This is a genomic window from Bradyrhizobium sp., from assembly GCF_035309285.1.
In the GTDB taxonomy this organism is placed as follows: Bacteria; Pseudomonadota; Alphaproteobacteria; order Rhizobiales; family Xanthobacteraceae; genus Bradyrhizobium.
In genome coordinates, this window is the sequence record NZ_DATGFH010000104.1 from 1 (window position 1) to 18,470 (window position 18,470).

19 protein-coding genes and 1 pseudogene are annotated in these 18,470 nt (G+C 61.1%); 12 read left to right on the forward strand and 8 right to left on the reverse strand.

The window, feature by feature from the left end; genetic code table 11:
- Positions 1-222, reverse strand: a 222-nt coding sequence (locus VKR55_RS20940) for a TCP-1/cpn60 chaperonin family protein (RefSeq protein WP_324406285.1), incomplete at its 3' end; no start/stop codon positions are given.
- Between the two features lie 134 nt (positions 223-356).
- Positions 357-674 carry a co-chaperone GroES gene (locus VKR55_RS20945; protein ID WP_324406287.1) on the reverse strand — a complete coding sequence of 106 codons (318 nt, stop codon included), beginning with the start codon at positions 672-674 and terminating at the stop codon, positions 357-359.
- Between the two features lie 303 nt (positions 675-977).
- On the opposite strand from VKR55_RS20945, the gene VKR55_RS33100 reads away from it, so the two are divergent.
- On the forward strand, positions 978-1,127 hold the full coding sequence (locus VKR55_RS33100) for a hypothetical protein (protein ID WP_414642404.1): 150 nt from the start codon (positions 978-980) through the stop codon (positions 1,125-1,127).
- 1,359 nt (positions 1,128-2,486) lie between these two features.
- Here the strand turns inward: VKR55_RS33100 and VKR55_RS20950 are convergent.
- On the reverse strand, positions 2,487-2,789 hold the full coding sequence (locus VKR55_RS20950) for a hypothetical protein (RefSeq protein ID WP_324406288.1): 303 nt from the start codon (positions 2,787-2,789) through the stop codon (positions 2,487-2,489).
- A gap of 809 nt (positions 2,790-3,598) precedes the next feature.
- On the opposite strand from VKR55_RS20950, the gene VKR55_RS20955 reads away from it, so the two are divergent.
- Both VKR55_RS20955 and VKR55_RS20960 read left to right on the forward strand, forming a co-directional pair.
- On the forward strand, positions 3,599-5,515 hold the full coding sequence (locus VKR55_RS20955; protein ID WP_324406290.1) for a recombinase family protein: 1,917 nt from the start codon (positions 3,599-3,601) through the stop codon (positions 5,513-5,515).
- 726 nt (positions 5,516-6,241) lie between these two features.
- A complete protein-coding gene (locus VKR55_RS20960) occupies positions 6,242-6,439 on the forward strand; it encodes a hypothetical protein (protein WP_324406292.1) in 198 nt (65 codons plus the stop codon).
- Between the two features lie 109 nt (positions 6,440-6,548).
- Here the strand turns inward: VKR55_RS20960 and VKR55_RS20965 are convergent, their stop codons facing one another.
- On the reverse strand, positions 6,549-6,998 hold the full coding sequence (locus VKR55_RS20965; RefSeq protein WP_324406294.1) for a YbhB/YbcL family Raf kinase inhibitor-like protein: 450 nt from the start codon (positions 6,996-6,998) through the stop codon (positions 6,549-6,551).
- A 200-nt stretch (positions 6,999-7,198) separates the two neighbouring features.
- Between VKR55_RS20965 and VKR55_RS20970 the strand changes: the two genes are divergently transcribed.
- Positions 7,199-8,206, forward strand: a complete 1,008-nt coding sequence (locus VKR55_RS20970) for a ribonuclease Z (protein ID WP_324406295.1) — start codon at positions 7,199-7,201, stop codon at positions 8,204-8,206.
- Between the two features lie 595 nt (positions 8,207-8,801).
- Here VKR55_RS20970 and VKR55_RS20975 read toward each other — a convergent pair.
- On the reverse strand, positions 8,802-9,842 hold the full coding sequence (locus VKR55_RS20975) for an Ldh family oxidoreductase (protein WP_324406297.1): 1,041 nt from the start codon (positions 9,840-9,842) through the stop codon (positions 8,802-8,804).
- Between the two features lie 146 nt (positions 9,843-9,988).
- Between VKR55_RS20975 and VKR55_RS20980 the strand changes: the two genes are divergently transcribed.
- On the forward strand, positions 9,989-10,429 hold the full coding sequence (locus VKR55_RS20980; protein WP_324406298.1) for a nuclear transport factor 2 family protein: 441 nt from the start codon (positions 9,989-9,991) through the stop codon (positions 10,427-10,429).
- A gap of 22 nt (positions 10,430-10,451) precedes the next feature.
- Here VKR55_RS20980 and VKR55_RS20985 read toward each other — a convergent pair whose 3' ends face one another.
- From VKR55_RS20985 to VKR55_RS20995, 3 genes are all read right to left on the reverse strand, one after another.
- Complete coding sequence (locus tag VKR55_RS20985) at positions 10,452-10,895, reverse strand: DUF2231 domain-containing protein (protein WP_324406299.1); 444 nt, start codon at positions 10,893-10,895, stop codon at positions 10,452-10,454.
- A gap of 23 nt (positions 10,896-10,918) precedes the next feature.
- Positions 10,919-11,266, reverse strand: coding sequence for a hypothetical protein (locus VKR55_RS20990; RefSeq protein WP_324406301.1), 348 nt, complete (start codon positions 11,264-11,266; stop codon positions 10,919-10,921).
- A gap of 184 nt (positions 11,267-11,450) precedes the next feature.
- The gene (locus VKR55_RS20995; RefSeq protein ID WP_324406303.1) at positions 11,451-11,735 is read right to left on the reverse strand and encodes a YciI family protein; all 285 of its coding nucleotides are present in this window, start codon (positions 11,733-11,735) and stop codon (positions 11,451-11,453) included.
- A 264-nt stretch (positions 11,736-11,999) separates the two neighbouring features.
- Between VKR55_RS20995 and VKR55_RS21000 the strand changes: the two are divergent.
- The 7 genes and pseudogenes from VKR55_RS21000 to VKR55_RS21030 form a co-directional block, all read left to right on the forward strand.
- Positions 12,000-12,236 (forward strand): annotated as a pseudogene (locus tag VKR55_RS21000) (EAL domain-containing protein); the annotation flags it as partial.
- Between the two features lie 129 nt (positions 12,237-12,365).
- The gene (locus tag VKR55_RS21005) at positions 12,366-13,877 is read left to right on the forward strand and encodes a flavin-containing monooxygenase (protein ID WP_324406307.1); all 1,512 of its coding nucleotides are present in this window, start codon (positions 12,366-12,368) and stop codon (positions 13,875-13,877) included.
- A 3-nt stretch (positions 13,878-13,880) separates the two neighbouring features.
- Complete coding sequence (locus tag VKR55_RS21010; RefSeq protein ID WP_324406308.1) at positions 13,881-14,513, forward strand: TetR/AcrR family transcriptional regulator; 633 nt, start codon at positions 13,881-13,883, stop codon at positions 14,511-14,513.
- Between the two features lie 182 nt (positions 14,514-14,695).
- Complete coding sequence (locus VKR55_RS21015; RefSeq protein WP_324406309.1) at positions 14,696-14,911, forward strand: hypothetical protein; 216 nt, start codon at positions 14,696-14,698, stop codon at positions 14,909-14,911.
- Between the two features lie 53 nt (positions 14,912-14,964).
- Positions 14,965-16,311, forward strand: a complete 1,347-nt coding sequence (locus VKR55_RS21020) for a tetratricopeptide repeat protein (RefSeq protein ID WP_324406310.1) — start codon at positions 14,965-14,967, stop codon at positions 16,309-16,311.
- Between the two features lie 98 nt (positions 16,312-16,409).
- Positions 16,410-16,781 carry a hypothetical protein gene (locus VKR55_RS21025; protein ID WP_324406312.1) on the forward strand — a complete coding sequence of 124 codons (372 nt, stop codon included), beginning with the start codon at positions 16,410-16,412 and terminating at the stop codon, positions 16,779-16,781.
- Between the two features lie 33 nt (positions 16,782-16,814).
- On the forward strand, positions 16,815-18,470 hold the full coding sequence (locus VKR55_RS21030; protein WP_324406313.1) for a hydantoinase B/oxoprolinase family protein: 1,656 nt from the start codon (positions 16,815-16,817) through the stop codon (positions 18,468-18,470).

Genomic DNA, 18,470 nt, shown 5'->3' on the forward strand with positions numbered 1-18,470 from the left:
GACCATCTGCGCGCCCATGTTCTCGAACTTGTCCTCGAGCTCGATCTCCTTGGCGACGGTGACGCCGTCCTTGGTGATGCGGGGAGCGCCGAACGACTTGTCGAGCACCACGTTGCGGCCCTTCGGGCCGAGGGTGACCTTGACGGCGTTGTTGAGGATGTCGACGCCGCGCAGCATGCGGTCGCGGGCATCGACGCCAAATTTGACTTCCTTGGCTGACATTATGATCTCCGTTTCAAACTGCTCAGATCCCAAAGACCGCGCGGCTGCGCGGGTTCTTGGGATGAAATTGCGGGCCTCATCCTTCGAGATGCCGGCTGCGCCGGCTCCTCAGGATAGGGAAAACTGGCTGGCGCTTACGCGGCCTTCTTCTTGGCGGCGGGAACGTCGGTGAGAACGCCCATGATGTCGCTTTCCTTCATGATCAGGAGATCCTGGCCGTCGATCTTGACCTCGGTGCCGGACCACTTGCCGAACAGCACGCGGTCGCCGACCTTGAGGTCGATCGGGATCAGCTTGCCGGCTTCGTCGCGGCCACCCGGACCAACGGCGGTGATTTCGCCCTGCGAGGGCTTTTCCTTGGCGGTATCGGGAATGATGATGCCGCCAGCGGTTTTGTCTTCGGCATCAATGCGCTTGACCACGACGCGATCGTGGAGCGGACGGAATCTCATGCGATCCTCCTCGGCTTTTGTGATTGTTAATGGATTGGCAGTCGCAATGAGCGATTGCTAGCCGCTCCTGACGTAAGCCTGTTACGCCCGTGCGCAAGGGCTTGCGGCAACGATGTTTGACTGCGACTAGAGTTTCTCGCGGAGAAAGGCTCGCGGCGGTTGCTGGTGGGCGAAGTGCACTGCTGTTAACGCCTTGATTACTGTGGCCTATTATACGTTTTCGTTTTCGCACACGTCGGTTCGACGTTCTATATGGCGGTGGCGTCACGGAAAACCTCACGTTATCGCTGACGCTGATGATGAATGAGAGACCGGACGGATTGGTATTTGATCCAGGGGACGCCCGGCTTTTTCAGATGTCCGAAGAAGCTGCACAACGCACTGCAGGGCATCGAGACCGAGCTGTGCGGCGATCCACGAAGAGGTCGCGTTCGAAATGCTGTCCGGCTCTAGACGGCTGCGACGCCATCATCGCATACGACATCGTGGTGGATCAGTTCTTGTGCGGGTTAACTCGTAGTCACCGAACCGTAGCTTGTGAGCGCGGGATCGGAGGACGGATTTCACGATGAAGAACAAGGTAGGTAAAGCGCAAGCCGCCGACCGCATCTTTTCAGGGTTCTCATCGGATGACTGGAGCTATCAGGATGGCAAGTGGCGCTGGCTATCGTAAGCGCACCGATTGATTTTTTGATAGTGGGATCGCTAGTTCGGCGTGACTTAGAAACTTGGCGCGCCACGGCCGATGAAGATGGGCAATACTCTTTCGCTGTGGCGCTATGATTCTGCGGCCGACCCGGCGCTCCGACCTCATAATCTGCGATGGCATGCGATCTTGCGCTACGCCTCGCGGTAGTCTTTCCGATTCAGCGGGGTCGTTCGGTTACCCTTCCGACAGCGGTCCTATCGATCAATCCCAGGATCGACACGATGGGCCAACAGACGACATCCAAAATGAAAGGGACCGTTGCTGAGGCGGCCTTCACCTGTACAAAGCATTTAGAAACGAAGCACGGAAAGCGGCCTTCTCGATCTCCCGCCTTCTAGCATCCGACTGAGCTTTTGAAACTATGCGCCGATGCTGATCGACCAAGGTTCTTGCCGTGTCGATGGCCTTATCGGCGGCCTCAAATAGCGCTCGTGTTTCCTCGCTATATTCGAAAGAAGGCATATTGCGCTCCCTCGCTTGGCAGGCGGGAGCGCTTGCTGTCTCTCAGCCGTCGACGCCCTGGAAGTTGCCGACAGTATTGATATACTACCACGGGCCTGCCCTAGCCACTAGGCGGAACTTGGGCTGCTCATTCGAGTTGTAAGCTGTTACTTGGCGAGATGCTGCCATGCGGAAACACCTCGACACCTTTCAAGAAGTTCGCATAAGGATCGAACTCACGCGACGTGCTACGGAGCAAGTAAAAGATTGCATCGCTGAAAGCAGAGAGGCGCTCGATGAAAGCCTCCGGGTACTGAAAGAATCCCTAAGAATTATTCCCAGCAGCGGCTTCTCCGATGATCAAGGAGCGTCAGGGTCCCAATCGTAATGTCCGTGGGGGGCTGAGCGCGCATACCCGGGCGAACGCGCGGAGCTTCTCTTCTTCTGCAGCAGACCTGAACATTTCTCGTTATCGTGTGTTAACGTAGCTTGGGGCCGAACAGCGTGGTCGGCCATGCGGAACCGCATCGATATCGATCGCAAGCACAGTTATGAGATCCTTCGAGAGATTGGCGAAACACTTCGCGGGTCTCTCAGGGAAGAGCCAGACCTACCGGCGAACCTTAGAAGGCAAGTCGATCGACTTCGCGAATTGGAATCGTCTAGGCCGGCTCTAGACACACCGTTGTCAAATCCAAAAGAATGATAAAAGCAGTCATCGCCAAGACTGCGAGAGCGCTCAACGCGATCGATATCGCCGGACGCAGTTGCTGCACGAAATGACGCGAAGGGTTATTCGCGTCGATATCGCCATGTCCGCGCTCTCGTCCGCTATCCTTAACACCGGACATTTCCCGCGCCGGACCGAGAGCCGTCTGCCTGGCGCCGCCCTGCGTCCGATCTGCAAACAACCGGCACGGCCGCCGCAGTTCCTGCGTCCTGCCTTCGGTCGATTTGGCGAACATGACGCACGGCGATCGACCAAACTTCGGCATAACGGCTGCAATGAGTCTGCACGAGGTCTGCTGCCCGAGCGCTTCGCCCTACTTTTGCCTGATCGCACCATGGCGAAGGACGGCGCAGGAACGGCAGGACGCAGTTTCGGCAACCGCTTGATAGCAGGATAAAGCGCCCAAGGTGCGCCGCGGTCGATCGTCTGGCAGTGCAGAAGCTTATCGCAATTTTTCTGGCATCTCCGCACATTGCAAGAATCCGGGTTCTCCTTTGCGCTCAAGAGGTCAGTGCAACGTGCGGCCGAGACGGATCTGACTTGGCGTTGTTGAGCTATCATCGCTTGAAACGGCGCTGCCGGACCAGCCGACGCCCGTCAAGGCTCGCGCCTTGCGCGCCCGGCTCCGCCGGCTGACGGCCTTGACAGGCCTCGCCTGCCCCGGCGTTTGACGGCCACGCGCTGATGGCTCAGCGCGAGCGATATGCCGCTCCTCGTCGGAATGACTCGGCGGACAAACTTGCGCCGTTCTCTCGATGGAGTCTGCCTGCCGCAGGACGCCATGGCTCATCATCAAAAATCTCGGCCGAGACGAACGCGGTCATTGGGTCCGTTGCCCGACGACCTCTACGACCATTTGCGGCCACCAGTTCGACGAAGGGGGCGGCCGGCCAAAAAGAAACGATCCGACTGGACCGTGACCGACGATTGGCCTGAGGAGGTCCCGATCACCGAGGCCGAGATCGAGGTGTTCGAGGCCTGGTTCGGCGACCTGTTCGACGAATTGTTCTCAACCCGCCACTGACCCTTGGTTTGGAGATCGCCATGACGATGCCGGTTCGTGCTGCGCTTTACCTGCGAGTCTCAACCGGAAGGCAGGCCGACAACGATCTCTCCATCCCGGATCAGCGCCGTCAGGCCAAGGCCTATTGCGCATCGCGCGGCTGGGAGATCGCCGCTGACTATGTCGAGCCCGGTCTTTCCGCCACCGATGATCGAAGGCCGGAATTCCAGCGGATGATCGATGCGGCGACGTCCAAGCCGCCGGCGTTCCATGTGATCCTGGTTCACAGCTTTAGCCGCTTCTTCCGCGACCAATTCCAGCTCGAGTTCTACGTCCGCCGCCTCGCCAAGGCCGGCGTCCGGCTCGTCTCGATCACCCAGGAGCTCGGCGACGATCCCATGAGCAACATGATCCGCCAGATCATGGCGCTGTTCGACGAATACCAGTCCAGGGAGAACGCCAAGCACACCTTGCGGGCCAGGAAGGAGAATGCCCGTCAGGGCTTCTGGAATGGCGCCCTTCCGCCGATCGGCTATCGGATCGTGGAGGCCTCCGAGCAGCGCGGACACCGGACCAAGAAGAATTTGGAGATCGACCCCGTCCAGGCCGAGACCGTGCGCCTGATCTTCCGCCTGGCGCGCGAGGGCAGCGGAAGCTCGGGGCCGATGGGCATCAAGTCCATAGCCACGCACCTGAACGCCAGCGGCATCCGGACTCGCGACGGTGGAAAGTGGGGCATTGACGCCGTCCATAAGGTACTGACCCGGACAACCTATGTCGGCCGCCACCGCTTCAACACCAAATTCTGGAAGACGCGCGAGCGCAAGCCCGAGACCGAGATCGTGGAAATGGCGGTGCCAGCCATCGTCGACAAGGATGAATTTGAGGCGGTCCAGGCGCTGCTCAAAAGCCGAAGCCCGGCGATGGTTGCACCGAGGATCGTCAGCGGTCCAACCCTCCTTACCGGCATCTGCTTTTGCGCCGGTTGTGGTGGAGCGATGACGCTGCGCACCGGCAAGAGCGGCCGTTACCGCTACTACACCTGTTGCACCAAAGCCCGCCAGGGCGAGACCGGCTGTCCGGGCCGCACCGTCCCGATGGAAAAACTCGATAATCTCGTCGCAGAGTACATCGAGCAGCGTTTGTTGGAGCCCAAGCGTCTTGAGCAGCTTTTGTCGCACGTACTCGATCGCCGCAGCGAGCGCGCCGAGCGACGAAAATCGCACATCGCCGAATTGCGCAAGCGGGCGGCCGAAGCAGATGCCAAACTCAAGCGGCTCTACGATGCCATCGAGAATGGCGTCGCCGATCTCTCCGACCCCATGTTGAAGGACCGCATCGCTGAACTGAAGGCCACGCGCGATCAGGCCCGCCTTGACGCAGAGAGGGCCGAGGATGCGATCGAACGCGGTGGGCCGACGATCACACCGCAGGCTCTCAAGACGTTTGCCAGGACAGCCCGCAAGCGAATGCGGACCGAGAGCGGAGGCTACCGCCGCGATCACCTTCGCGCGCTCGCCCAACGCGTCGAAGTCGATCAGAAAGAACTTCGCATCATGGGATCGAAAAGCGCGCTTCTGCGCACGCTCGTCGCCGCTGAAAGCGTAAAAACGGCAGGTTTTGGCGTGCCCAGTTCTGTACCGAAGTGGCGCGCCCGACACGATTCGAACGTGTGGCCTCCACCTTCGGAGGACAACGGTCAATCTACCTACGCAGCCAGACAGGGAATGGCCCTCTCGACCAAGCGCAGGAATCGGTGTTGCGAACCCCCCGCAACCACCGATTCTTGCGATATCGGCGCTGGCGACCCGGAAGGGTCGCCTTTCGCGTTTTGGGAACCATTTCGCAAAGATCGGGTGTTGCGCCTCCGCGCAACAAGGCTGAGCCGCAAAAGACAGATTGAGCCATGGCGTCCGTCAGGACGGTGGATCTGGAATGATATCCACATTCCGTCGTGAGCTGATGCGATTGGGCTGGATGCCGACCTCGGACTAGGGCTCTGTCTGGTCCTCTCTATCCACACGCGGTACAAACCGACACCAACCGGGCAGGGTGCCCGAGTCGGTGAATCACGAGTTAATTTTCCGGCAAATTTCGCTGCTCGGCCTCCCTTCGACTCAGTCTATGACGTCTCCGTCGCACGAAGAAACCGGGTGCACACAGATGCCAAACTCGAATGACGTCGCCAGCAACGAGATGCTTTGGCAGCGCCTCCTGTCTCTGCTCGTCGTGGGTGCTAGCGTGTTAGGCGGAAGCGCCGTTTTGCTGATACAGACGTTGCCAGCAATACTTCACGGATTTCCATAGAGGCGGAATTGGTTTTGAGTGGCACACGAGCCAAGTTGAGCGGCGAACGAGTGTCCAATGAAACGTCCAACAAAACGTCCAACACGAAATTTTGGAGGTGACCGTAAGAAATTGATATCGCTAAGAAAATTCGACCGAAAATTTTGAGTCGGAGCGCTTCACCCGCTCCATCCCGCGATTTTTCAGCTTTCCCACGATTGTCTGCGATCGCGTTGGGGGGATGGTCGCGTTTGGGCTCCCCGCGCGCGAGGTTCGCGTTAGCCGTCAACCGCCCGTCGGTCTGCGGGGGCAACTCACGTCCTCGGCTTCACCCTCGCTTGCTGTTTCAAGCGTGCTCCGCTTGAGGTATTGTTAGTACTTGGATTAAGGAAACTGCCATGACTATCTACACAGTCGGGCTGAAACTTGCGACGCGTACCAAGGCGCTCACCATCGAAGCTGAGGACGCATTACTTGCAGCTCTCAAGATGAAGCTTGAGAATCCCGAGGCGCTCATCACATACGTCCGCAAGTCGAATCGGCGTGGTGATCGTCGTCACCCGCATGACACTCTGCGGGACAAGAAAACGGCCTGACGTTCCCATTGGCCGCCGCCGTGCTGCGACGCTGATATATGGAAAGACGGCAAATGGTCAGGTTGTGCCGATGAGCTTTGGAAGGCGGCGCGGGCACCTCCTGTTGTCGCTATCTCTCATACCAGCCGACGAGGGTCGCCTCCGCGACTAAGGACTTGCGCGCCTCTCGCTCGATGTCGCGGCAGGACGCGTTGGCCTTTGCGTGAAGATGGCTGGTCGAGAGGGCAAGCAGGCGGAAGTGATAGTGATGAGGCCCATGGCCATGGGGCGGGCAGGGGCCGCCATAGCCTGGTTTGCGGAAATCATTGACCGCCTGCTTCACACTTTTGTTCCGCGTGGCGCCTTCCGCAAGCTCCGTCAGGACTGTCGGAAGATCGTAAGCCGCCCAGTGGTGCCACGTGCCGCCGGGCGCATCTGGGTCGTCGCAGAGCAAGGCAAAACTTTTCGTTCCCGCTGGCGCATCGGACCATTGCAGAGGCGGCGAGAGATCTTCTCCGTCGCAGGTGAACCGTCTCGGAATTTGCGCTCCGTCGGCGAAGGCGCTTGAAACGAGTTTCATGGCTCCCTCCATCACTTGCAGGAGACGTAGGCTCGGACCCGGGCTTTGACGGGTTCTTTCGGAGCCGGCGCGACCTCGCCGGAATGGCGGACGAGCGCGACCAGATTGCGGCGGTATAGCTCGATCTTGGCGAGTGCGAAATCAATAAAGTCTGCTTAGATCGGGACATCCATCGGGCAGCTGCGGCAGATCGGCTTGGTATGCGACCGCTTTTTCATCCGAACCTGGTCAACGGCCGCTATGGCGACCCGACGGTATATGTGGAGACGCTCTTCGAGAAGCGCAGCCTGCTGTTCGATATCGGAGAAATCTTTTCACTGCCGCCACGGAAGATACGACGCATCGACCAGGTCTTCGTCTCGCACGAGCATATCGATCACTTCGTTGGATTCGACCATCTGCTTCGCTTGCTTGTCGGACACGAGAAATCCGTGCGCCTGTTTGGTCCATCCGGCTTTACCGAGCGCGTCTTTCACAAGCTTCAGGCCTATCGCTGGAATCTCGTCGAAACCTATTCGAGTGATCTTGTCTTTGTCGTGAACGAACTCGCGGCGGCGAATTCCATCTCGAGCACGCGGTTCCGGCTGAGGAGGGCTTTTGAGGCAGAGGCGTCAGTCTCTCGCAAAATCATTGCCGGCGTACTCTGCGACGAACCGACCCATCGCGTGTCGGCCGCGATCCTCGAACACGGTACGCCCTGCCTTGCCTTTGCGCTGCAGGAAGCGGCGCACGTGAATGTCTGGAAGAACCGGTTGTTGGAGCGCGGGCTGCCCGTCGGTCCGTGGTTGCGCTCACTCAAGCAGGCCGTGATCGAACGGCGTGCGGACGATCATCTGATCAAGATCGATGGATCGGCGGCTTCGGACGATCGGCTCGTTCCGCTCGGCGCCTTGCGTGATCTCCTTACCGTCACGGTCGGACAGAAAGTTGGTTATGTCACCGACGTCGCCGATACGCCGGCCAACCGTGGTGCTATCGTAGCGCTCGTTCAGAACGCGGATATCCTTTTCATTGAGGCAGCGTTTGCAGGAGCGGACGACGCGTTGGCGAGGCATCGGGCTCATCTCACGACCACGGCAGCCGGAGAAATTGCTCGAGAAGCCAATGTGCGCCGCGTCGAGCCGTTTCACTTCTCTCCACGCTATGTGGGAGAGCAGCAGCGGATGCTGGCTGAAGTGATGGCGGCGTTCAGGGGGTCTCACGGCTAGAACCTCTTCCAGCGGGAGCTGGCGCGTCATCGCTCTCGGAACCCTCGCACGCCGTTTTTCGCTCACCACGCCCATCCTCAACCCGCCGGAGGTGCATCCGGGTCCTTTGATCTTGAACCAATCCGGCGATGGACCTCACGATACGCATCTCCTTTGCGGCAGATCAACAATTCAGGCGTGCGAAGGGATAACAAAGGGAGCAAATGACCGCGCGGATCAGACCTCGTGGACCGAAGGATGGAGTGGTACGACGATGAGCGAGAACGTACGCTTTTCTCTGAAGCTAAGTATCATGAGCCTGTTGCTGTTTCTGAATGGTGTCACCGCTGTTATCCAGCATTCGAATTGGTTCCAATGATCGCAGGCCGCAGCCTATGAAGCACGAGAGGGGCGCAACGCCACGACACTCGCGGCTCAACGCCGGATGCGTCTGGTTCTTTGCCTTAGCCCAGTGCTGCGATTGCTCACCTCTGATACGGCCGGTGTCGTCCTGAGATCAGCTCCCGAAGGCGGTCTATTTCGGCGGCGGATTTTTCCAATTGGTCGGCGGCGTGATCCAAGAGGCCAGCGTCAAGATCAGCGGTCGGATAGCTTGTTAAACCGGCATGGTGCCTGATTTGTTGCGCCCATCCTCTAAGCCTTTTGGCGACTGCCCGCGTAAGCCCACCAGCGCATCGAAGACCAGTCGATCGCAGTCGAGGCCCTCGCGAAGTTTGCGTTCGCGGGAGCGGAAGGCTCGCTCCGAGGGGATGCGGATCTCGTCGATGCCGGCCTGGCGTGGCGTCGCCTTGATGCGTTCGATCAGCTTTGTCACCCGTGCGCTGAAAACATCCGCCGGCCCGATGAGGTCGGGCCGGAAGGCGATGAAGAGGTAGCCGTAGTCGCTCTCTTCGTCCGAGCCGGCGCCCGCGAGCAGTCCCAGCGCCTGGATCATCAGCGCGAGCCCAAAACCCTTGTAGCCGCCGAACGGAAGCAACGCGCCGCGGCGCGCAAGCGCCGGATCTCGGGTCGGCGCGCCGTCGGAGCCGATGGCGACGCCTTCGCGCAGGAGCTCGCCCAGCCGCTCGCGCAGCATTACCTCGGTCATCATGTAGGCCGAGGTGCCGATATCGAGCACGATGGGCCCGCGCGACGACGGAATCGCAATCGCCAGCGGATTGGTGCCGAGCACGGCTTTCGCGCCACCCGGCGGCGCCACCATTTGCGAGCTGGACGCGGTGTGGATCGCGACGAGGCCGGTCCTGGCGATCATCTCGACATAATAGGCGCTGCGCCCGCTCATCCAGGCATCGTTGACCGACACCAGCGCAATCCCGTGCGCGGCGGCTTTCCTGATCGTGGCTTCGGCCGCGTGGAACAGCGACAGCATTCCGACATTGTTGCCGCCGTCAAAGGCGATCGAGACGTCGGTCTCGCGCAGCACCGTCACGGTCCGGCGCGGCAGCTTGAAGTGTTTGCTGTCGGCGATGTTGAGGATCTTGGCAAGGCCCGAATACTCATAGCCGCACAAGGCGGCATCGACGACGTGATCGGCGATGATGCGAGCCTCATCGGCATCATATCCGATGCCCATGAGTGCGCCCTCCGCCAGATCGCGCGCATCCGCGACACTCAAATGGACCCGGCCCGATGCCATGACGCCGACCTCCCTTCAGCATGACGCCAGCTCGATCTGCATCGGGATGGCCATACTCGCGATAACAGCGGCATCACATGCGTTTGTCCATGCTTGACGCAGCATGGGTGCGGCGCAAGACTTGCCAATCGTTCGGAGGTCATCAGATGGCGGTGCAACCGGTCAGAAAAGAGGGGGATCGCAATCCCCGCACGGCGGAAGAGGCCCGTTCGCTCGTGGCACACGTCGAATCGCTGTTCATGCCCTGGAATGTCGATGCTCTGGTCGCGGGCTTCACGGAAGACTGCGTTGTCCGCTTCGGGGTCGTCCCGGAATTTCGGGGGCGCGACGCGCTTCGCAGATTCTTCGAAGCGCGACGGGCGAAGCAGAAGGGCTATCGGCTGAGCAAGCAGTTCCGCTCGCTCGTCAACGACGTCATGACCAACGTCTGGGAGGGGGAGTGGGAAGACGCCGCCACCGCTCATCGCATGAAGGGATTTGGCGTCGAGGTCTGGACCCTGCGCGATGGCAAGATCGCGATCTGGGAGGCGGCGTTCAATGCGGCTCCAGCGGATCAGGACGTGGATGTCAACCAGGCGCTGCGCTGAGGTCTGACGCCGGTGCTGGCGGTCAGCGATTGGCGTCCTTCCGCGACCCAATGCCGAACTCGTAGACGAGCCGCCCGCCGAGCCAGCCGCCCACTGCCATCAAGACAAATCCCGCGACAGCGCAGGCAACTTCGCCAACGTGGGCCGTTGCGGGATCAAATCCCGTCGATACCGACAACAACAACGCCATGAGGAAGAAAACCCAGACGGTTGCCATGATCATCATGTGCCAGATGGCTATGTTCATCGCATCGCTGCGATTGTCGATGGAACGAAGCTCCAACAGGCCCGCGAGCATGGCGAGCATCGATATAAGCAATCCGGCACCATTGGAAAATTTGGCGATGGTCACCGCCAGTTCGCTTGTACCGTAGGCCACCCAGCCGTAGGCCACCGTTGCCGTGGTCCAGAAGGCGACCGGAAAATGCACCAGCATCGGATGCATCGGATGGCCAAAAATTCGCATCGGATCGTCGACCGGGTTCGGCGCTAGAAGGCGCCAAAGACGGCACCTAGCAGTGTCAGGAATCCGATGACGGCAACACCGGCATGAACGAACGCCACCGGTTTTGGCGCGACTTTCTGGCCGAGATGAATCGACGCCAGGTAAAATCCGCCCAACGCGGCGATGATGAGAATCACGAGCGCTGTCAGCGCCGCCTTCGAGATGCCCGCGGTGAATGCCGCGTAGAGGACAATGATCAAACCGATGGCCCCCAGCGCCGCGTGCAACATGGACAACGGCCAGGGCGCCAGCCGGTCCCGCAAGACGAACGAGGCGAGCGCAAGGCCGCCGAGAGCGCCGATGGCAAAAATGACGAGAGCAGTGCCAAGCATTGCAATTCTCCTATCGCAACCAAGACATACTCGTTAGATGCGTGCCTGGCCTGGAGGTTCCTAAGGCCGAAGGCTTTTAATGGCCGTAGTCGGCTCTGAAGCCGACAAAGACCATCGATGCGTCCCGCTAGCCGATCCAATGGCCGCGATGAAATTTGCTGCAGTGCATTTGTCGTGAGCAAGATCAGCAGAGAAACGCCAGTCGCGCGTCCGTACGGGACGGTGCGACCTCGAGGATCTCAGCGCTGACCACATCCTCCACGACAAACGGATCCTGCTCTATCCTGGCCTGAAGATCCGGCAACGACGTGTTATGCGCGAGAATCCCGCCTCCCAAATTCGGCCGCACGCTCCCTGTGAACAGAAACACGCCGTCGTCGAAGCCGCGCTTGATCCACGCGTTGTGACCGTCCATGAATTGGCCGGCCCGGGTCTTGTTGCCGGAAAACTTCAGCAGCACGATGAACATCGGAATTGTCCTATCTACGATTGCGCATTCGGCACCTCCGCCGGCTGAGCGAAAACGGCGCCTTCTTCCCTCATCGCCTCGGCTTTCGGTCCACGCTCTTACGCTTGGCGCGTAGTCCAGCGTCCTTGCCGACGCGTCCGCCTTCACCGTCCGGGGCGCGCAGCGTGCAGGCGCTCAGCCAGCCGTACATTTGCTCAACTTCCTGCCTGATGAAGCCCTCGTCGTGGAAGGAGCTCGCAAGCGTGGCAACGCCCAGACCAGAGCGAATCGGCTGCGATCGTACGAGCAATCACCGACCTCGCAGCAAGCCTGCGCATGACTACGACGGCCGAAGGCATCGAGACGGAAGACCAGCAAGCGATCGTCAAGGCGTCGGGCTGCACCGAAATGCAGGGCTATCTCTTCAGCGAGCCGAGACCCGCCAAAGAGATCGCCCGCCTGCTGTCGCGAGAGACAATCACGCGGTTACAGGCGAAAGCTCGCTTCCCGCACACGGCCTGACACCGCGATGGCGTAAAACTAACGGCGGGCCCGACGCGAGGCGTCGGCTTGACACTGGCCGCTCAATATGTTTGTTTTCCAACAAACAAATATATTGGTGCGGGTTTCCCTTCAAGCGGGCGGTGACGGATGGCGGTCGAACGCTTTGACGTGATTATCGTGGGCGCTGGGCTTTCGGGCATAGGCGCGGCGCGCTATCTGACGACGCGCCTGCCGCAAAAGTCCTTCGTGATCCTCGAGACCAAGCCGCGCATGGGCGGCACCTGGGATCTGTTCCGCTATCCCGGCATCCGCTCCGATAGCGACATGCACACCATGGGCTATGCCTTCAAGCCGTGGAAGCATCCCAAGGCGATCAGCGAGGCCGGTGCGATCATTCAATATATCGAGGAGACGGCGGCCGAGAACGACCTCAACCGCCACATCCGCTACCAGCACCGGATCATCAGTGCTTCGTGGTCGTCGGCGGAGTCCTTGTGGACGCTGGAAGTCGAGCAGGCCGACGGCCGCCTGATCCGCCTCTGCACTCCCTTCATCTTCTCCTGCGCCGGCTATTACAATCATCACGAGGGCTATCTGCCGGAATGGCCGGGCTATCATGACTACCAGGGCACGCTGGTCCATCCGCAGTTCTGGCCCGATCATCTCGACTATGCAGACAAGCGCATCGTCATCGTGGGCTCCGGCGCGACCGCGGTGACGCTCGCGCCGGCGCTGGCGGAAAAAGCCGCCGAAGTCGTGCAGCTTCAGCGCTCGCCGACCTATGTCGTAAGCCGTCCGTCAGAGGATGCCTTCAACACGTTCCTCAAGACTTTTCTGCCTGCAAAGCTCGCCTATCAGGCGACGCGCTGGCGCACCATCATCACCGGCCGGCTGCGCGCCAAGCGCTTCGCAAAGGACCCCAAGCGCGCCAAGCAATTGCTGATCGATCTGGTGAAGGCGGAGATCGGCGAATGCGACATCAAGCATTTCACGCCGGACTATTGGCCTGGCCAGCAGCGCATCTGCCGCGTGCCCGATGGCGACATGTTCAAGGCGATCAAGGCCGGCAAGGTGAAGATCGTCACCGACCACATCGATCATTTCGACGAGACCGGGATCAAGCTCAAGAGCGGCGGTCATCTCGATGCCGACATCATTATCACCGCGACCGGCCTCGTGCTGCAGGCGCTTGGCGGCGTGAAGTATGTCGTCGATGGCCAGCTTATCGAGCCCGGCAAGCTGATCACCTATAAGGGGCTGATGTATTCGAACGTCCCGAACCTGATCTACTTCACCGGCTACTTCAACGCGTCCTGGACGTTGAAGGTCGATCTGGTCGCCGATTATGCCTGCCGTGTGCTCAAGCACATGGACGATGTTGGCGCAAAACAGGTCGTGCCGCGCGCGGACAACGACGTCTTCGCAAAACCGGCGCGCAAGATGCCGTTCATCTCCGGCTACATCCGCCGCGCCGCCGGCCGCATGCCGCGTCAGGGTGCGGCGTTTCCGTGGATCACGGAATCGAACTATTTCTGGGACCGCAAGACCTTGCTGCGCGGTCCGGTCGAGGACGGCGCGCTGGATTTCTCTCCTCCGAAGCCGATCATGTTGCCGCCGCTGCAGCGCGTCGAGCAGGCCTTGCAGCAAGCTGCGGAGTGAGCCATGGCGGGTGCCCTGCGAAAACCTGCGGAGATCGGGCGCACGCACGCCGAACGGCGGCGCGAGGCCGAGACCAAGATCGTGCAGGCTGCATTCGACATCGTGGCGCGGCGCGGCGTCGATCAGCTCACGCTTGCGGAAGCGGGCGAGGAGGCCGGCTACAGCCGCGCGCTGCCGGCGCATTATTTCGAGAACCGCGAAAATTTGCTCGCGGCCGTCGCCGAGCATGCGGTGAACAATTATCGCAAGCGCCTGATCGAGCAGAACGTGCCATCGGACGACGGCGTCCGTTCGCTCATCGCCTCGATCGCCTTCTATCTCGATGACAGCCGCGGCTGGCCGAAGAAGCTGCGCGCCTTCCATGAGGTCATGAATGCGGGCTTGCGCTGGCCGGTAATCGCGGAAGTGGCTGCGCGCCTCAACCAGGAATGGATCGACCGCATCGCCGCGCAAATCCGCTCCGCGCAAGCGCAGGGCGATATCCGCAGCCAGCTCGATCCGATCGCCGAAGCCGTCGCCATTTCCGGCGCGATGCGCGGGATCATGGCGCAGTGGCTGATCGCCCCGGACAAGGTCGATCTCGACGCGGTGCGCGACACCTATATCGCGGGCTTGCGGCGGAGCTGGAAGCCGTGACGAGGCGGATCAGCGGGACCCGCCAGAGTTAGCGGTGTCTTAATTTGCTGTCCCGGAGTGAGCGCGTGCGTCGCAACCGTCCGTCAATGCGCGGCCGCTACAGTCCTCAGCGCGAACTCGCGCTAGAGGCCCGCGCAGTTCGGCTTTCGACCGCAACAATACCAGAAGAAAAGGCCGACGGGATGGCTAACAGCATTTGGACGACGGAAGAATTCACCTGCCCGAGCTGCGGGATGAACTACACGGCGACGCGCGAAGAGCAGCACGAGAAGCGTTCCTCCAGCTTCAACTGCAGTGTCTGCGATACCGAGGTCCACGCCTGGTCCGGCCACTACGACTTCTTCAACTGGAAGGGCGTAAGGTCGAAAACGCCTGTCTTCGGGCGGAAGCGGGCTTAAGGGCTTGTTAACCACATTGCTGTGTGAATACCCCGTTTTTCGGGGGCGAACGCATGAACCAGCAGAGTGGACACGCCCGGGCAGACGGGAATGATCCGCAAAGCCTCGCGCAAATCGCTGAACGTCATGTGAGGAACGGCCGTCTGGACCTGGCCGAGGTGAAGAACCGCGAAGCCATTGCGCTCGATCCGCAGCATTATGCGGCCCACAACAATCTCGGCAACATCCTGCGACACACCGGCCGTCTGTCGGAGGCGCTCAGGCATTTTGCGCGGGCGTTCGAGATCAACCCGACCGATGCCGTCGTTGCGCACAATCTTGCGATGGTGCTGGCTGAGCAGTTCCGCTTCTCCGAGGCCGTTCCGTTCCATCGGCATGCAGTAGACCTCAATCCGTCAAGCGTCGACGCGCAATCTGCGCTTGCCTTCAGCCTCTCGCAGCTTGCCGAGCACGAGGCGGCCGAGCGGCACTACAATGAGGCCTTGAAGATCGATCCGCTGCATTTCCACGCGCGGATCAATCTGGGGCTCGCGCTTGCCGATCAGGGGAGGGCCGCTCAGGCGCTCGAACAGGCGGAAGTCCTGGCATGCGCGCAGACCATGATTGGATTCCCGCACAAGGCCTTCGGCATCCTGCTCGCGCGCGCCGGACGCTCGGAAGCCGCGAGGAGCTGCTTCGAAAGACATCTGTCCTGCCATCCCGGTGATGCGGATGAAATCGCGATGCTGCTCGCGACCGTTGGCGGCGCCTTGCCAGGCCGCGCAACCGACCGACAAATCTCAGAGCTCTACGCCTTGCAGGCCGATCGCTGGGATAAGGCGGCCGCAGCAACGGGCGGATATCAGGGGCATCGACTCATTGCAGCAGCGCTGCCCCAGTTGAATGCGCTTCAGGCCGATACGGTCATCGATGTCGGCTGCGGAACCGGCCTTGTCGGCGCATTGCTGCGCCCGCATGTCCGTCATCTGATCGGCGTGGACATGTCCGAGCCGATGCTGGCTCAGGCGCGGCAGAAGAATGTTTATGACAGCCTGCATTGCGCGGACCTGATGGCGTATCTGACGGCTCACCCTGATAGCTGCGACGTCGTCACGAGTGCCGCGACCCTCATCCATTTCGGCAGGCTCGATGCCGTGTTCGAAGCCGTCGCGCGATGTCTTCGGCCGCGCGGCCTGTTCGTCTTCACCGTCTTCCCCAACGATGACGATCCGTGCGCGGTCGCTGCCGGTACGCTGAACGGTCAGGCGCAAGGCGGCTGTTTCCGGCACGGCGCCGACTATATCGCTGGCGCCGCCGCAACGTGCGGGCTGACCGTCGAGCTCCTTAGCCGCGAGGTCCACGAATTTGCCCGCAAGGCAGCCGTTCCCGGTCTGGTCGTCGCGTTGCGTAAGGCCGGCTAGCTGTCAGGCCAGCTCCCCTTCGCGTTGCTGCGCACCGTTTGCCCGAACCAAAAACCCAGTGTATCAAGCCCGCTGATTTCATTTGGCGGGAAGAGAATATGGCCGAAGCGGATCTGGATGGTGTCATTCGGTCGGTGGCGAAGAAGCAGATCAAGGTTCTGGTGGACGCCGCCAAGAAGCGGCACGGCCGGCTGATGGGGCAGGCGGCCAAGGCGAAGGACAAGGACGCCAAGGCACGTTTGAAGGATCTCGCTCGGCACACACTCGAGCTTGCGGCTGCCGCGGCGCGGCGGCTCGAGATCACCGCGGACAATGCGGCCGCTTCCTATATGCGCTCCATGAAGCGGGTATTGGAGGAGCAGGCGGCGGTCAAGGCTGCCAGTGAGCAGGCTGCGAAGGAGAAGGCCGCCAAGGAGAAGGCGGCCAAAGCCGCTAAAGCCAAGCCCGCCAAGAAGGCTAGGAAGAGCTGAACTAGGAAGACGCCCACTCAGCGCCAGGTGCCCATGTCCACTGTTGATCCCATCACGCGTTCCGTCGTCCAGCATCGCCTGAGCTCCATCGTCGCCGAAATGGGAGAGGCGATGCTGCGCACCTCCTATTCGCAGATCCTCAATTCCAGCCGCGACTTTTCGCTGGCGATTTGCGACATCAAGAGCCGGTTGATCGCGCAGGCCGACCACATCCCGGTCCATGTCGGCGCGCTGCCCTGGGCGACACGCGCCGTGGAAGAGCGCTTTGCGGATGTTGCGCCGGGCGACGTCATCCTGATGAACGATCCCTATCACGGCGGCAGCCATCTGCCCGATGTCACCGCCTTCGTGCCGGTGTTCGACGGTCCGCGCCGGCTGTTCTGGACCATCGTGCGCGCGCATCAGAGCGATATCGGCGGCGCCACCCACGGCGCCTACAACCCGGACGCAACCGAAATCTGGCAGGAAGGCATTCGCATTCCGCCGATCAAGCTTTATGAGAAGGGCAAGCTGCGCGACGACATCCTCGACATGATCGCGCTCAATGTCCGTAACCCCCACGATTTCCGCGGCGACCTCGCCGCCATGATCGGCGCCGCCCATCTCGGCGAGCGACGCATGCAAAAGCTGTTTCTTGAGATGACTGGGCCGGTCGTGGAAGCCGCGGTCGAGGCCGTGCTCGATGCGGCGGAAGCGCAGGCGCGCGCGGTGGTCAAGACCTGGAAGGACGGCGTCTTCCATGGCGAAGCCTTTCTTGACGATGATGGCCGCGGCAACAACGACATCCGCATCGCGGCCAAAGTCACCAAGCGCGGCAGCGATATCGAGATCGACCTCTCCGAATCCGATCCGCAAGTGACGAGCTTTGTCAATTCTTCGCATGCCAACATGCACGCCGCGGTCGTGATGGCCTTTGCCTATCTGATCGATCCCGAGACGCCGAAGAACTCCGGTGCGATACGGCCGCTGAAGGTGGTGGCGAAGCAGGGCACCATCGTCTGGGCTGATCCGGGCAGGCCGGTCACGCTGTGCACCAACCATCCCTCCAACGAAATCGTCGAAGCGATCATCAAGGCGCTTTCGGCTTCCTGCCCCGATCGCGTGATGGCGGGATGGGGCCGGCGCTTTCGCATCGCGGTGAAGGGCGAAAACCCGAAGACCGGCCGCGGCTTCATCTGGCACATGTTCCATGCAAGACCGGGCGGCGGAGCCTCGCCCGGCGGCGACGGCTGGTCGTCGATCGGCGAGTGGAACGCGGTGGGCGGCCTGAAATTCGGCAGCATCGAAGTCGCGGAAGCGCGCTTCCCGCTGCATTTCCGCCGGCATGAGTTTTTGCCGGACTCCGGCGGCGACGGACAATTCCGCGGCGGGCTCGGCGTCGCGCTCGATCTCGTGGTCGAGACCGAAAAGATCGCGCTCGGCAACACCGCGGGCGAGGGTGTCAGATACGGCTCGGCCGGCATGCTCGGCGGCAAGGATTCGACGCCGCACCGCTACCGTCTGCTGTCTGAGGGGCGGCCACCGCGCGAGTTGCGCACCAAGGAGACCGGCATCGAGATTCGTCCGGGCGATTGTCTTGAAGTGCGCTCGGCCGGCGGCGGAGGCTTTGGCCGGCCCGAAGAACGCTCCCAAGCCGCGCGCGAGCGCGACCTGTTGCAGGGCCTCGTTACTGATGCGAAGGCGAACTAG